The sequence below is a fragment of the Sphingomonas sp. SRS2 genome (genome assembly GCF_000971055.1).
Classification (GTDB): domain Bacteria; phylum Pseudomonadota; class Alphaproteobacteria; order Sphingomonadales; family Sphingomonadaceae; genus Rhizorhabdus.
This window is the reverse complement of the sequence record NZ_LARW01000049.1, coordinates 24,555-40,034: the sequence shown is the minus strand read 5'-3', so window position 1 is coordinate 40,034 and position 15,480 is coordinate 24,555. Positions and strand designations below refer to the sequence as shown.

Genomic DNA, 15,480 nt, shown 5'->3' with positions numbered 1-15,480 from the left:
CGCCAAGGGCGGGGAGGGATCAAGGCATGCCGCGCGCCGCGCGTCGCGCTCACTCCTCCTCTTCCTCCGGAAAGAACACCCCCTCGCGCTCCGCCTTGCGCCGCCGCAGCTCGTCCAGCCTGATGCGGCGCTGTTCGCGCGCGTCTTCCTCGGCGGCGCGCTCGGCGTCGGCGGCGGCTTCGTCCGGCCCGGCCTCGCGGTCGCCGCGCAGGAACTCGGGCAATATCCCCTCGATGAAGCGCCCGATCGGCGAGCCGTTCTCCAGCTCGTCCGCCGCCTCTTCGGCCTCCAGCTCGGCCAGCTCGCGCTCCTCCGCCGCCACCAGCATCGCCGCCTGCCGCGCCTCGATCGCGGCGATCAGCGTCGGCGGCACATACAGATCGTCGGCGCGCAGCCTGGCGGAATTCATGAACCGCGCCCAGATCGCCGCGGGCAGGCTCCCGCCCGTCACGCCGCGCATCGGCGTGTCGTCGTCATTGCCCACCCACACCCCGGTGATCAGCCCGCCCGCGAAGCCGATGAACAGCGCGTCGCGATGGTTCTGCGTCGTCCCCGTCTTGCCGAACGTCGGAATGCCCAGCGCCGCGCCGCGCCCCGTGCCCTGGTTGGTCGCGGTCCACAGCAGGTCGAGCATCGACTCGCGCACGCGCGGATCCATCGCCTCCCCGTTCGCCGGGCTCGCCTTCGCCAGCCCATTGGCCTTGACCGGATAGCGCCCGCTGGCGATCGCCGCATAGGCCGATGTCAGCTCGATCAGCGTCATCCCCGACGTGCCCAGCGCCATCGAAGGCCCGGCGGTGATCGGCGCCGTGATGCCCAGCCGCTTCGCCGTGGCGGCGACCTTGTTCAGCCCCACCCGCTCGGCGATCCGCACCGCGGCGACATTGCTCGATTGCGCGAAGGCCTGGCGCAGCGTCGTCGGCCCGCCATAGCTGCCGCCGTAATTTTTCGGGCTCCACCCGTCGATCGTCAGCGGCGAGTTCTCGACCGTCGTGTCGGGCGTCTCGCCATTCTCCAGCGCGGTCAGGTAGACCAGCAGCTTGAACGCCGATCCCGGCTGCCGCTGCGCCTGCGTCGCGCGATTATAGGGGCTCGCCTTATAGCTGCGCCCGCCGACCATCGCGACGACCTGCCCATCGGGCCGCATCGCCACCATCGCCGCCTGCGTCGCATGCACGCCGTCGCCATAATTGGTCAGCACCGATGTCAGCGCCTTGATCGCCGCCTTTTGCAGATCGCGGTCGAGCGTGGTCGCGACGGTCAGCTGCCCGCCTTTCCCGCCCGCGCCGGTTCCGCTCCCATCCGCTCCGACGACGCCGCCTTCCTCCGCCGCCGCCTCGGCCTGTTGCGCGACCCAGTCGACGAAATAGGTCCCGCCCGGCAACTCGTCGGGCGCGATCCTTGGCACGGCGAGCCGCACGCCGGCCACGTCGCCGGCGTCGATCATCTTCTCCTCGGCCATCGCCGCGATCACCAGCTTCGATCGCGCCTGCGCGGCCTTCAGGTTGACGGTGGGGTTCAGCCGGCTCGGCGCCTTGACCATCCCCGCCAGCATCGCCGCCTCGCCGATGCTCAGCTTTTCGGGGGTCTTCTGGAAATAATGCCGCGCGGCGGCGCGCAGGCCGTAAGCGCCATCGCCGAAATAGATCGTCGACAGATAGCGCGACAATATCTCGTCCTTGCTCAGCCAGCCGTCGAGCCACAGCGCGAGCACCGCCTCCTGCACCTTGCGCCCGATCTTGCGGTCGGACGACAGGAACGCGGTCTTGGCGAGCTGCTGCGTGATCGTGGAGCCCCCCTGGACGGTCTCGCCCGCGCGAACATTATGCCACATCGCCCGCGTCAGCCCGCGCGGATCGATGCCCAGATGGTCGGCGAACCGCCGGTCCTCGATCGCGATGAACGCCCCGCGCACATGCAACGGCAAAGCCGCCGCATCGACCGCAGCCTCCCCCGCGCCGCGCCGAGCGATCGGCGCGCCATCGGCGGCGAGATAGATGAAACTCGGCTTCTGCGGCGGCTGCATCGGCCCCCACGGCGGCGCGACCCACGTCGCCCACAGGATCGCGACGGCGATGAGCCCAAGCATGGCGAAACCGGACCAGACGCCGACACGCTGCCACGACGGCCGACGCGGCCAGCCCCGCTCCCGCAAGGCCGCCCGCAGCCGCTCATATCTGATCCGCAAGCCGTCCATCTTCACGCCGAGCCCATAGCGACGGAGAGCTTTCCGCGCATTGAACGGCGGTCATAGGTTGGTTGGGCGAAGGGGCAAAGCTGCTATTGACGGAGGCGGCGGTGGCTGGCGACCGATCGGGCGTGTAATGCGTTCGGGCCCAACTGTTCACGGGATGGCGCAACCTATTCAGCTTGGCGATCGTGGCTGCATTTCTTTCATGGCAATCCTCGCCGTCACTGGCGGAGGCGCGCAAACCCCGATCACATCAAGTGGACTTTCTTCAAACGGCTGATCGGCCGCGGAAGCATTATGCTATCAGCTATGCACCAGCGCGAGCCTAAGGTGGTCCGGGACGAAATCGAGGAATGCCGGAGGTGGCGTTAAGGGCCGCTTTGCGCCCTAATATCGGTCACGGCCGCCTTAGGGTTCTGTTCCCGAAAGCCGACATTCGGTCCGTTGCTGGCTTCGCGTCCTAGAATGACCGTCCTTGGGACATTCCTGCCGTTCACTCACGAACTGTCAAACGGCAGGTCTGGCCAGCAGCGGACATTCGGCCTCTAGCCGAACGAGACCGTAGAACGACAGAGGTTCGGCCCAAGGCGGGCAGGCCGTTGAGGCGCAGTCTGCACTTCGTAAGCTGCCCAGGCGCTGGGCGACGGCTAGATCAGATTTTGACAAGAAGAACTGATCGGCGGTCGAAGGAGGACAACTGCACAAAGGCGGCGAAGGCCCGGATTGGTGCGCATGTTCACGAGTACTATTTCCCTCGATAATAACGAATTAAGGGCTCGTGCTCGTTGCTGTCTGGCTGCATGTGCCGACTCTCGACCGCCAAGCTCGACTCCGGGGTTGGAGCGAAATATTCCTTGTCGATGAGCATGATCTGGGTGCTAGCAAGCTCATCCGCCTTGAGCTCGTAGACCATCTGATAGAAACCCTCGAACTGGTCACGGTTCTCGCGCTCGCTTATGTTCTTCATCGGGGAGTCGATGATCAAAAGCTGAGGCAGTGCGGCATTAAGCTCGCTCGCGATGCGGTGGATCGCGATGGCGAAGCAGCACTTGAACAGGGTTTTTTTGCCGCCGCTGCTCAGCGACGTAAACGTCGATGCAGTGAGGTCCCTAGGGTCGGCGCTGTAGACCGCCGGGTAGAATGACGGCGGTTCGAGCTCCATCCGATCGGTGCGCTTGATGCCCGGGACGCCGGCGCGCACTAGGCAGTCCAGGAAATAGCCGCCGAACCGGGTGAGGCTTGTCCGATCGGCCTCGGCCTTTGCGCGGACTTCCTTCAGCGCCTCTCGCGTTTCCTGTTCGCGCGCGACAATCTCGGCAAGCGCTTCACGCTGCTGTTGCAAGAGCTGCGGTAGCGGAACCGGATCATCTTGGTTTCGACTGTCGTGCGCTCGCGCGGCAGCACTGCCGCGGCGTCGGGGGACTTCCCTAGCTGGATCAGCGCTCGCTCGAGATAGATCGGGTAGCGCAGCAGGAAGTCGAGTTTTGCGAGCTTGGTGATCCCTTCGACCGGCTTGGGCTTACTTCTGCCAACGCTGTCGGCGTTGCGCAGGAGCCCCAGCAACCGAGCCAAGTGCAGGCCGTCGGCATTCTCGGCGTCAGCCGCCGCCCTGAGAACGTTCAAGCTCATGTTCGGTCAGGATAGGCTTCGAGCAACTCGATGAAGCGCCCGACCGATTTGACTAGAGCGGGGCTGGTTAGTTTCCAAGCGCCGCCCTCGGGTTTTGACGTTTTGATCTGCCAGCCATCGAAACGCCCGTCGATCCGCTCGCCCAGGAAATCCTCGTGATGCTCGCAATAGATCGAGACGTAGGGAAGCTGTCCGCGGCGGACCGCAACCAGCAGCACGACGCCATATTGATGCTGATACCGATAATTGCGCTCGGTCTCGTCGCCGGGATCCGCGCTCCGCGTCCTCGCGAGACGAGCAACCGGGAGCAGCTCGGCACCCAATGAATCCTGGTCACGCAATCGCGATCGCCTTGCTCGTCATGACCAACATTCCCCCTCCGCCCCGACGCTAGCCACAACCGCTCCGCCGGGCAAATCACTTCGGGTCCATAGTGGCTGAACTGCCAAAACCGTGCCGCATTGCTGCGGGTCATTCAATGGCGTGTGAGTGGCAGGTTTTGGCAAGAGCAGCCGTTCTCGCACGGGTCGAGGAACGGCTTGAGCTGGTCGGAAGTGCCTTTAGAGGCGGCGTCATCGAACGGCGGCTATCGCCACCGGGGCTCCCGAAAGCTGCTAGGCTGTTCCCGGCCCAGAACACGACGCACACCCATATCCGACACATATCTCCAATATATTATGTTCGTCATATGTTCTTGTAATGTAGGTTTTGAGTCTTCAGATCGGTGGGTCGTCACAACTTAAGCAGCAGCTCGACTATGCCGAACCCTACCAACTCAACCCAGCCCCCGATCCTCGCCAACGCCCCCCGCTGCGAAGCCCGGACCCGTTACGGCGCACCCTGCCGTTCCCCCGCCGTCAAAGGTAATCACCGCTGCCGCATGCATGGCGGCAAGGGCAGCGGTGCGCCGCGTGGCAATCGCAATGCTTGGAAGCATGGCTGGCACTCCGCTCGGATCAGGGTGATCGCCCGCTATGTGCGCGCAACCCGGTTCGGCTCTTTTCCCCGGCATAGCGAAGCTTTCGCCTATGAAGGCATGGCGGACAGCGCGCCGACCACATCGGCCCCGGCCGCGCAAAAAAATAAAAACACGAATTCGCGACAACAACCCCATGCACCCCGCATTTTCGCGAATCGCTCGCAACTGGCGGCGCCCGCAAATCTCCCCGCCAAGGCTCTTCTCCTCACCGCCGCGCCCGCCTATCATGCCGCCATGCACGCACGCATCGATCGGGGAGGGGGGCCGGGCAAGGCCGGCCATGGCATAACCAGGCGCAGGCTCCTGATCGGCGGCGGCGTGGCGACCGGGCTGGTGGTCGGCTGGGCGGTCTGGCCGCGCAGCTATGCGCCCAATCTCGCCGCCGCGCCGGGCGAGCATGTCTTCAACCATTATCTCAAGATCGGGACCGATGGCCGCGTCGTCGTCGCTGTGCCGCAGGCCGAGATGGGGCAGGGCGTCTATACCGCGCTGCCGCAGATCCTGGCCGACGAGCTGGGGGCCGACTGGCGCACCATCGGGGTCGAGCCCGCGCCGATCAATCCGGTCTATGCGAACAGCTTGCCCGTCGAGGAGGAGCTTGCCCGCCGTTTGCCGTCCTGGCTGGACGGGCCGGGGCAATGGGCGGCGCGTGAGATCGCGATGCGGATGAACCTGACGATGACCGGCGGCTCCTCGTCGATCCGCATGTTCGAGAGCCGCATGCGCGAGGCGGGCGCGGCTGCGCGCGCGCTGTTGTGCATGGCGGCGGCGGAACGCTGGAAGATCGACTGGAAGGCCTGCGATACGGAGGGCGGCTTCGTCGTGCGCGGCGGTGATCGGCTGCGCTTCGGCGAACTCGCGGAGGCGGCGGCCCGGCTCGATCCGCCCGATCCGCTCGAACTGCGCGCGCCCGCCGAACGCAAGCTGGTTGGGCAGTCGGTGCCGCGCATCGATCTGCCGGCGAAGGTCGACGGATCGGCCGGCTTCGGCGCGGATATCCGCTTGCCGGGGCTGGTCTATGCCTCGATCGCGCACGGCCCCTATGGCGGTGCGCGGCCCGTGAAGATGACCACGGCCGACGCCGAGGCCACCCCCGGGGTGATGGCGGTCGTCACCAATCCCGGCTGGGTCGCGGTGGTCGGTACCAACTGGTGGGCCGCCGATCGCGGGCTTCAGGCGCTCGCGGTCGAGTTCGAGACCGCCGGCCCCCGGCCCGACGACGGCAGCATCGGCCGCGCGCTCACGGCGGCGCTCGATGGCGGCGGCAAGCGCTTCACCGAACGCGGCGATCCCGAGGCGGCGCTGTCGGGACAGGGCGTCATCAACGCCGGCTATTCGGTGCCGATGATCGCGCAGGCGCCGATGGAGACGCTGACCGCCACCGCGCGCTTCGGCGACGGTCGTCTCGAAATCTGGGTGCCGACCCAGTCCGCGCCGATGACGCGCGCCGCCGTCGCCGCCGCGATCGGCTGGGATGCGGAGCAGGTGACGATTTATCCGACGCTCGTCGGCGGCGGCTTCGGCCGCAAGGGTGAGGTCGACGCGGCGGTCGAGGCGGCGATCATCGCGCAGAAGCTCAACAAACCGGTGCAGCTGGTCTGGTCGCGGCGGGAGGATATCCAGCACAGCCGCTTCCGCCCGCCCGCCATGGCGCGGATGAAGGCGCGGCTCGGCCCCGGCGGATCGATCGCGGCATGGTCCGCGACCATCGCCGCGCCGTCGACGGCCGCCCAGATACTCGACCGCATGTCCGGCAAGCCTGCCAAAACCAGCCACGGGCCCGAGCATGCGGCGCTCGAAGGCGCGGTGCCGCCCTATGCCATCACGGCGCTCGCGGTCGAACATGCCGAGGCGGTGATCGGCGTTCCGGTCGGCGCGTGGCGATCGGTCGCCAACAGCTACACCGCCTTCTTCACCGAAAGCTTCATCGACGAGGTGGCGCTGGTCGCGGGCCTCGATCCGCTGTCCTTCCGGATGCAGGCGCTGGCCCGCCAGCCCCGGCTCGCGCGCTGCCTTCAGATGGCGGCGTCGATCGGGGGGTGGCAGGGCGGCGAATCCGGCGTGGGCCAGGGGCTGGCGGTGCACAGCTGCTTCGGCAGCCATGTCGCGATCCTCGCCGAAACGCGCATCGACGGGCAGCAGATCAGGGTGTCGAGCATCACCGCGGTCGCCGATTTCGGCCGGATGATCCATCCCGATATCGTCCGGCAGCAGATCGAGGGCTCGATCTACTGGGGACTTTCCAACGCGCTGGGGGATGCCATCGCGCTGAAGGGCGGGGTGGTGACGGCGCAGAATTTCGACGGCCTCGGCTTCCCGTCGCTCACCGACATGCCCGAGATCAGGGTCGAGCTGATCCCGTCGAACCTGCCGCCGGGCGGGGCGGGGGAAATCGCGGTGCCGCCGGTCGCGCCCGCGGTCGCCAATGCGATCTTCGCGGCGACCGGCCAGCGTCTCCGTCATCTGCCGCTGCGATTGGCCGGCGCATGAGCGATCTTCCCGCCGGCCCTGCGCCGGTCCCCGCGTCCCCGGCCGGCCACCCGCCGGTCCTCCTGGGCAAAATCGGCATATTGCTGGTCAATCTCGGCACGCCCGACGCGCCCACGGCGGCTGCGGTGCGGCGCTATCTGGCCGAGTTCCTGTCGGATCGCCGGGTGATCGAGATACCGCCGTTGCTCTGGCAGCCGATATTGCGCGGCATCATCCTCAACACCCGCCCGAAGAAATCGGCGCACGCGTACAGCCAGGTGTGGACCGAGGAGGGTTCGCCGCTCGCCGCCATCACCGCCCGGCAGGCGGCGGCGCTCCGGGCGCATCTGGGCGAAAGCCATGGGGAGCGCGTGATCGTCGACCATGCGATGCGCTATGGCCGCCCCTCCATTGCGGAGCGGATCACTGCGCTCAAGGCGCAGGGCTGCGACCGCATCCTCGTCGCCCCGCTCTATCCGCAATATTGCGGCGCGACGACGGCCAGCGTCAACGACGCGGTGTTCGCGGCGCTGGCGGGCATGCGCTGGCAACCGGCGCTGCGCACCCTGCCGCCCTATCACGATCATCCGGCCTATATCGATGCGCTCACGGCATCGATCCGTCAGCAGCTTGCAGGCCTCGATTTCGTGCCCGACGCGATCGTCGCGAGCTTCCATGGCATGCCCCGGCGGACGCTTGACCTGGGCGATCCCTATCATTGCCATTGCCAGAAGACCGCGCGGCTGTTGAGCGCCGCGCTCGGCCGCCAGCTGATCGTCTGCTTCCAGTCGCGCTTCGGCCGCGCCCGCTGGCTCGAACCGTCGACCGAGGCGACCTTCGAACGGTTGGGGCGGGAGGGCGTGCGGCGCATCGCGGTCGTCGCGCCGGGCTTCGCCGCCGATTGTCTCGAAACGCTCGAGGAGCTGGCGATACGCGGGCGCGAGCAGTTCATGTCGGCGGGGGGCGAGCGCTTCGCCTATCTGCACTGCCTCAACGACAGCGCGCCGGGCATGGCGATGCTCGAAGATGTCATCGCCGGGCAACTTGGCGGATGGATAGAGGCGGGCGCCGATTCGAAATGAACCGATCTGGCGGATTTAGTCGCTTCAGGCGCTTCAGGCGCTTCCACTGCCGGTGATCCGGCTCTAGCATCATGGTGCAGTATTTTCACTCGGGAGAAATTTCATGGCGCGTGTCGCGATCGTTACCGGCGGAACCAGGGGCATCGGCGAAGCGATCAGCCTGGCGCTCAGGGACGCCGGCGTGATCGTCGCCGCCAACTATGCCGGCAATGACGAGCGCGCGAAGGCGTTCACCGAAGCGACCGGCATCCGCAGCTACAAGTGGGACGTCGCCGATTATGACGCGTGCCAGAAGGGCGCGGAGCAGGTCGAGGCCGAGCTTGGCCCGGTCGACATCCTCGTCAACAATGCCGGCATCACCCGCGACGGCACGATCCTGAAGATGAGCTATCAGGACTGGAAAGAGGTGATGGACACCAATTTGGGCGGCTGCTTCAACATGGCGAAGGCGACCTTCCCGGGCATGCGCGCGCGCGGCTGGGGCCGGATCGTCAACATCGGATCGATCAACGGCCAGGCCGGCCAATATGGCCAGGTCAACTATGCCGCCGCCAAGTCGGGCATTCACGGCTTCACCAAGGCGCTGGCGCAGGAAGGCGCGAAGGCGGGCGTGACCGTCAACGCGATCGCGCCGGGCTATATCGATACCGACATGGTCGCCGCGGTGCCGCAGGACGTGCTCGCCAAGATCGTCGCGCGGGTGCCGGTCGGCCGTCTCGGTCAGGCCGAGGAGATCGCCCGCGCCGTCGGTTTCCTGTGCGCCGAGGACGCCGGCTTCGTCACCGGGTCGACGATGTCGGTCAACGGCGGCCAGCATATGTATTGAGCGAGGGCGGGGTGGCGGGTCCGGTCAAGCGTTCGGTCAATATCGCGGGCCATTCCACCTCGATCACGCTCGAACCGGTCTTCTGGGATGCGCTGGTCCGCGCCGCCGGGGAGGAGTCCGTCCCGCTGAACGCGCTGGTCGCGCGGATCGACGCCGAACGGGTGCAGGACGACGACCTCCCCAACCTCGCCAGCGCGATCCGGGTATGGCTGTTCCGGCGGGCGGTCAGTTAGGGCGAAGAAGGCTCGGGGCGGCGAGTTAGTAAACGGCCTGCCGGTAGAGGCCCTGCTCGGCCATCTCTTCCACGACGTCCTCGCCCAGCAGGCTGATCAAGGACGAATGCACGTCCTCGCCCATCAGCCGGCTGCCGCAGACATAGATGGCGGAGCCCGCGAGGACCCAGTCGAGCAGCGGGTTCTTCGCATCCTCGATCTGGTCGGTGACATGGCGCTGCTCGCGACCCTCGCCGGGAAAGACGAGGTCGCAGCGTTCGAGATGGCCCGACGACACCCACTCGGTGATCTCGGCGGCGAGCGCCCGGTCACCCGAACTGTTGCGATCGCCGAAGATCAGCCAGTTGCGCGTGCCCGGCGGCCGCGCCTTGATATGGGCCTGGAGCCCCGCCAGCCCGGTCGCGTTGCCGATCAGGACCAGCGGCACCTGTTCGGGCGGGGGCACGAAATCGGGGTTGTCGCACAGCGCCAGCGCGACCTGCTGGCCGGTCTCGACCTCCTGGCACAGCCAGCGCGACCGGCTCGCCTGTTCGGGAGCATGCTGCGTGTAAAGCCGCACGACGATCTCGACTGCGCCTTCGTCGGGCAGCGAGCCGACCATATAGTCCCCGACCGGCGCGGTGGCCGCCCGACCGGAATCGAGAACGTCGGAGGGAGGGCCGCAATAGACATTGGCGACCGCGCCGGCCCGCCAGCCGGGCATCGCCTCTTCGGGTTCGAGCTTCAGCCGGTAGAGCGGTCCGCCCGCCGAATCGGGATTGGCGATCTCGCGCGCGATCAGCCGCCAGGGGCGATAGGGCGGCAATGGCGCAGCGGGAATGGCCGCGGCTGGCGCGCTGGATCTCGCGCGCTCCGGCGCGGGCCGCAGGTCGGGCGCTTCGAAGCCGCCACCGCCATGGCTGCGGCGGGTCAGCACGAAGGCGAGGACGATGAACAGCAGGACGGCGACGCCGGCTCCGGAGAGCATTAGATAATTGAAGCCACTCACCCGCAATTGCTCCGCGCGTGCGCCTGTGACGCGCGCAAACTGTGCCGGCAATGGGCGGAACGCGCATCGCGGCTCCGCTTCTGGATCGATCGCATCAGCCGCCGCCTCCCGTCAGCTGCAGACAGGGCGGATCGGGCCGAAATGGCGGGCGATTGATCATGTTGGACCATCCCCGTCATCCGTCCGCGTCCCCTGCGTTAACTATGATAGGCGCGGCGGACGGCAGGTGACAATGATTGAAGGCGGGATTCTACAATAAGTTACCTTTCAGCGCGTTAGCAGCGCCCGGGCCTGCGCCGCGATCTGGCCGAGCATCGCCGCGGTCGGCGCGGCGGCGCCCCGCGCACGCTCCACCGTCTGGCGGAATTGTTCGGTGCGAGCCTGATGCAGGGCGATCCAATCGCGCACCGCCTTGCCGGGATCGCTCTTGCCGTGGCGTGCGAGGAAGTCGAGCCGGATCTGCCCGAACTCGCGGGCCAGCCCGGCGACGAGCAGACGCTCCCAGCTGTCGGCGCTGCGGAAGCGCGTCGCCGTCGCCTTGGCCCAGTCGAGGCCGAGCGCCTCGCCCAGCACGACATAGGCGCGGGTGACATCGACCTCGTCGGCCGAAAGTTCGCTCGCCAGCGCGGCGGTGCCGATCGAACTATCGAGCTCGGCGATCCGGATCACCGCGTCGATCAGCGCCGGATCGACGCCATCGACGGCGATGCGCTGGCGCAGCAGATCGGATTGCTGCCGCGCCTCGGCCTTGATCAGTTCGCCACGGGCCTTATCGAGCCGGGCGAGGCCCGGGCGCAGCATCTCGACCATCGTGCCGATATCGGTATCGGGGGCGATGCTGCGGAGTAGGTCGGCGACGTGCGGCCGGCTGACATCGGCGAGCGTGTCGAGCAGGGTCAGGCGCGCCTGTTCGCCGATCGGCGCATTCTCGATCTGCACGAACAGCGGCTCCAGCCCGAACAGCGCGTCCACGGTGAAATAGGCGGCCGCGACCTGCGCCAGCGAGCAACCTTCCTCCTCGGCCATCTCGAACGGCGCGACCAGGCCGATACGGTTGATCACCCGGTTCGACATCTTGGTGGCGATGATCTGCGGACGCAGCCGGTGCGCGTCGATCGCGTCGGCATGGTCCTTCCGCATCGCGCGCGGGAAGGCTGCGTGGAGTAGCGGGCTGAGCATCGGATCGCTGGGCCGGTCGCTGTTCTCGATGGCGTCCTGCAGGGCAAGCTTGCCATGCGACAGCACCACCGCGAGCTCGGGCCGGGTCAGGCCATGCTGGTCCTGCGCACGGCGCAGCAACATCTCGTTATTGTCAAAGCCGTCGACGGTGCGGTTGATGCGGCCGGCGGTCTCCAGGATCTCGATCACGCGCAGCTGGGAGGGCAGTGCATCCGCGCCGCCGCGTTCGGCCAGCGACAACGCCAGCGTCTGAAGCCGGTTGTCCTCGAGCACCAGATGGGCGACGTCACCGGTCATCTTCACCAGCAGTGCGTTGCGCTTTTCGAAGGCGAGCCGGCCTTCGATCATCTCGCGGTTGAGCGCGATCTTGATGTTGACCTCGTTATCCGAACAATCGACACCCGCCGAATTATCGATGAAGTCGGTGTTGATGCGTCCGCCCCGCGCCGCGAAGGCGATGCGCCCGGCCTGCGTCACGCCCAGATTGGCGCCTTCGCCGATCACGCGGGCGCGAACCTGATCGCCATCGACACGGTGCGCCTCGTTGGCGCGATCGCCGACCTCGGCGTTGGTCTCCGTACCCGCCTTTACATAGGTGCCGATGCCGCCGAACCACAGCAGATCGACCGGCGCCTTCAGGATGGCCGCGATCAGCGCGGATGGGTCGAGCACGTCGTCGCTGATGTCGAGCGCGGCCTTCACCTGCGGCGAGATCGGAATCTCCTTCTGGTCGCGTGGAAAGACGCCGCCGCCCCTGGAGATCAGCTTCGCGTCATAATCCGCCCAGCTCGATCGCGGCAGCGCGAACATGCGCGCCCGCTCGGCGTGGCTGTTTGCCGCGTCGGGGTCCGGATCGAGGAAGATGTGGCGATGGTCGAACGCCGCGACCAGCCGGATCGCTTCGGACAGCAGCATGCCGTTGCCGAACACGTCGCCCGACATATCGCCACAGCCGACGACGCGGATCGGGTCCTTCTGGACGTCAACGTCCATCTCGGCGAAATGGCGCTGGACGGAGACCCAGGCGCCGCGCGCCGTGATGCCCATCGCCTTATGGTCATAGCCATAGCTGCCGCCGCTGGCGAAAGCGTCGCCCAGCCAGAAACCGCGTTCGATCGCGATTTCATTGGCGACATCGGAGAAGGTCGCGGTGCCTTTGTCGGCGGCGACGACGAAATAGGGGTCGTCGCCGTCGCGGATCGCGACCTTGGGCGGGTGGACGACCTTACCCTCGACGATATTGTCGGTGATCGACAGCAGGGCGCGGATAAACAGACGGTAGCTCTCGGTGCCCTCGGCGAGCCAGCCATCGCGATCGGTCATCGAGGGTAACTGTTTGGGATAGAAGCCGCCCTTCGCGCCGGTTGGTACGATAACGGCATTCTTCACTACCTGCGCCTTCATCAGGCCGAGGATTTCGGTGCGGAAGTCGTCGCGCCGGTCGGACCAGCGCAGCCCGCCGCGCGCGATCGGTCCGCCGCGCAGGTGGATGCCCTCGACACGCGGGCTGTACACCCAGATCTCGCGCCACGGCACGGGGGCGGGGAGACCGGGCACGCCGCTCGAATCGATCTTGAAGGCGAGTGCTTCCTCGGCTGCTGGCGAAAAGACGTTGGTGCGCAGCGTCGCGCGCACCACCGCGCGGAACCGTCGCAGCATGCGATCGTCGTCGATTGCCTTGACCTGCTTCAGGCCGGCCTCGATGTCGCCGTTGATCCTTTCGGCATCCTTCTGGTCGCGGCGCGACGGATGATGCAGCGCGCGGAAATAGGCGATGATGTCGCGCGCCACGCCGGGCGCCTTCTTCAGCGCATCGACGGCGGTGCCAAGGCCATAAGCGAAGCCGGTCTGGCGCAGATAACGGAACCAGGCGCGGAACAGCAGGGCCTCGTCGGGCGACAGGCCGACAATGACGATCAGCTCGTTGAACAGGTCGTTTTCGGCGCGTCCTTCCAGCGTTGCCGCGATCGCCGCCTCGGCGACATCGCTACGCTCCAGTAGCCCCGCGGTCGTCGCTGCATCGGTCAGGTCGACGCGAAATTCATGAATGAAGCTGAGCTTGCCATTGTCGAGGGTGGTTGGAATCTCCTCGATCACGCGGAAGCCGAAATTTTCCAGCACCGGCACCGCTTCCGACAGGGAGATCAGCGCGCCGCGGCGATAGATCTTCAGCCGCAGGCGGTTTTCGGGATCCTTGTCGCTGCGATAAAGCCGGCAGCCGCGCGCGTCGCCATCGGCGAGCGCATTGAGCCGGATGATATCGATCGCCGCGTCGGCCGGGGTCGAATGGGTGCGATAGGCGATCGGGAAGGCCGCCGCATAATCGATCGCGAGGCGCGCCGAACGGTTGCCTGTTTCGAGTTCCGCGAGCTGGGCCTCGACCGCGGGCTCCCAGCCGCGCAGCATCTCGGTCAGCCGTGCGTCGAGCGGCGCGCTGTCGGGGGTGGTCGCATCGGGCGCCTGGTGCAGCATGTAGCGAATCTGGGCGATATCGCCTTCGCCCAGGTGCAGCGACCAGTTCGACATGGTCGCGCCGGTCGCCTGGGTCAGCATGTCGCCGATCGCGATGCGTCGGGCGGTGGTCAGCAGCTCGCGGGGCAGCCAGACGAAGGCGACGAGATGCTCGCCCAGCGTCGACCGCGCCAGTTCGACGCGGGGGCGCGGCCTGTCGACCAGCGACATTGCGGTGAGCGCGACGCGTTCGAGCGCGTCTGCCGGCAGCGCAAGGATCAAATCGGATGGAAGCTCCGACACGGCATGGTGCAGCGCCTTGCCGGCATGACCCTTCGGGTCGAAGCCCAGCCGCTCTTCGAGCGCGGCGAGGCGGGTGCGCAGCATGGGGATTTCTTCCGCCGGCGCGCGCAAGGCCGCGCTGGTCCACAGGCCGGCGTGGATTGACAATCCGGTGACCTTCTTGCCGGCGCGGACCGGGGTGACGATCAGGTCGAGCGGGGTGCGGCGATGGACGGTCGCGCGGCAATCCGACTTCATCAGCAGCGGTGCGGCGCCGCCCTGTTCGAACCAGTCGATCGCCGCCTGTGCGATTGACTGTCGCCACAGCACCGGCTCGCCGACCCGCAATATACCCAGCCGCGCTTGCGCCTCGCCCTGCGCCGTATCGACGCGGTGGCCAAGCAAGGTGAGGTTGCCGTCGAGCAACCAGCGCAGCAGCGCCGCACCCTCGCCATCGGGCAGTGCCTCCGCATCGTCGCGTAACACCACCTGCATCTGCGGCCAGTCGCGCACCGCAGCGCGGACATCGGCGAGCACATGGCCGATCGTCTGGGCGAGCGCCTGACGCTCCCGCGCGTCGATCCGCTCGGCTTCGAGATAGAGCAGCGATTCATGCCGTTCGCCGGTCGACCGCTGTGGCAGCAGCGCGGTCAACGCGCCGTCTTCGTCGCGGCGAACGGCGGCGACCGGGTGGAGCAGGCGGCGGACCTCGATCCCCTGTGCGGCAAGCATGGCGGAGACCGAGTCGACAAGGAAAGGCATGTCGTCGTTCACGACCGCGATCCGCATGAGCCGGCGGCCGCCGCTATTGCCAGCGATGCTCTGGATGGCGATGGCTGGGGCGCCCGGCTGCCGGCGCCGGGCGGTGTGGGCCAGGAAGGCGGCAGCCTGCTCGAGCCGTTCGCCGCTCAAATCCTCGGCCTCACCGGGCAGCGCCCCGCTGGTGAGCGCCGTGGCGAAAATCTGGGTGAAGTCCTGCTTGTCCGATGCCTCAGGCATCATCATACCGGTAGCCATGAAGGTCCGCTCCTGCTCCCGGGTCCGGTCTTTGCCGGGCTGCGCGGGGACTATGGGAGGCCGATATGGACCCAGATCATGACAGCTACAACCCGCAGCGACGGGTATCGCATCTTTTGCAACGGATATGCGGCCAGCGCCGGCGCGCGGTTAT

At 67.2% G+C, this 15,480-nt stretch carries 10 protein-coding genes; 4 read left to right on the top strand and 6 right to left on the bottom strand.

Annotated features, from left to right (window positions below; translation table 11 throughout):
* Nucleotides 1–49 precede the first annotated feature (49 nt).
* The 4 genes from WP12_RS02935 to WP12_RS02920 all read right to left on the bottom strand — a co-directional run bounded on the left by WP12_RS02935 (nt 50) and on the right by WP12_RS02920 (nt 4,161).
* On the bottom strand, nt 50–2,197 hold the full coding sequence (locus tag WP12_RS02935) for a transglycosylase domain-containing protein (RefSeq protein WP_052730168.1): 2,148 nt from the start codon (nt 2,195–2,197) through the stop codon (nt 50–52).
* Nucleotides 2,198–2,936: 739 nt separating this feature from the next.
* Nucleotides 2,937–3,533 carry a hypothetical protein gene (locus tag WP12_RS02930; RefSeq protein WP_046192264.1) on the bottom strand — a complete coding sequence of 199 codons (597 nt, stop codon included), beginning with the start codon at nt 3,531–3,533 and terminating at the stop codon, nt 2,937–2,939.
* Complete coding sequence (locus WP12_RS02925; RefSeq protein WP_052730167.1) at nt 3,467–3,820, bottom strand: hypothetical protein; 354 nt, start codon at nt 3,818–3,820, stop codon at nt 3,467–3,469. Before WP12_RS02925 ends, WP12_RS02930 begins: the two co-directional genes overlap by 67 nt.
* The gene (locus tag WP12_RS02920; RefSeq protein WP_084690935.1) at nt 3,817–4,161 is read right to left on the bottom strand and encodes a dsDNA nuclease domain-containing protein; all 345 of its coding nucleotides are present in this window, start codon (nt 4,159–4,161) and stop codon (nt 3,817–3,819) included. Before WP12_RS02920 ends, WP12_RS02925 begins: the two co-directional genes overlap by 4 nt.
* A gap of 416 nt (nt 4,162–4,577) precedes the next feature.
* Between WP12_RS02920 and WP12_RS02915 the strand changes: the two genes are divergently transcribed.
* The 4 genes from WP12_RS02915 (at nt 4,578) to WP12_RS02900 (ending at nt 9,409) form a co-directional block, all read left to right on the top strand.
* Nucleotides 4,578–7,289, top strand: a complete 2,712-nt coding sequence (locus tag WP12_RS02915) for a molybdopterin cofactor-binding domain-containing protein (RefSeq protein WP_327196184.1) — start codon at nt 4,578–4,580, stop codon at nt 7,287–7,289.
* The gene (gene hemH / locus WP12_RS02910; protein ID WP_046192262.1) at nt 7,286–8,350 is read left to right on the top strand and encodes a ferrochelatase; all 1,065 of its coding nucleotides are present in this window, start codon (nt 7,286–7,288) and stop codon (nt 8,348–8,350) included. Before WP12_RS02915 ends, hemH begins: the two co-directional genes overlap by 4 nt.
* Nucleotides 8,351–8,453: 103 nt before the next feature.
* Nucleotides 8,454–9,176: an acetoacetyl-CoA reductase gene (gene phbB / locus WP12_RS02905; protein ID WP_046192261.1), complete on the top strand. Its 723-nt coding sequence runs from the start codon at nt 8,454–8,456 to the stop codon at nt 9,174–9,176.
* 11 nt (nt 9,177–9,187) lie between these two features.
* On the top strand, nt 9,188–9,409 hold the full coding sequence (locus WP12_RS02900) for a ribbon-helix-helix domain-containing protein (RefSeq protein WP_046192268.1): 222 nt from the start codon (nt 9,188–9,190) through the stop codon (nt 9,407–9,409).
* Between the two features lie 25 nt (nt 9,410–9,434).
* On the opposite strand, the gene WP12_RS02895 is transcribed toward WP12_RS02900, so the two are convergent.
* Nucleotides 9,435–10,397 carry an oxidoreductase gene (locus WP12_RS02895; protein WP_046192260.1) on the bottom strand — a complete coding sequence of 321 codons (963 nt, stop codon included), beginning with the start codon at nt 10,395–10,397 and terminating at the stop codon, nt 9,435–9,437.
* A 267-nt stretch (nt 10,398–10,664) separates the two neighbouring features.
* Entirely contained in the window at nt 10,665–15,326 is a 4,662-nt protein-coding gene (locus tag WP12_RS02890) for an NAD-glutamate dehydrogenase (RefSeq protein ID WP_084690934.1), read from the bottom strand.
* Between the last annotated feature and the right edge of the window lie 154 nt (nt 15,327–15,480).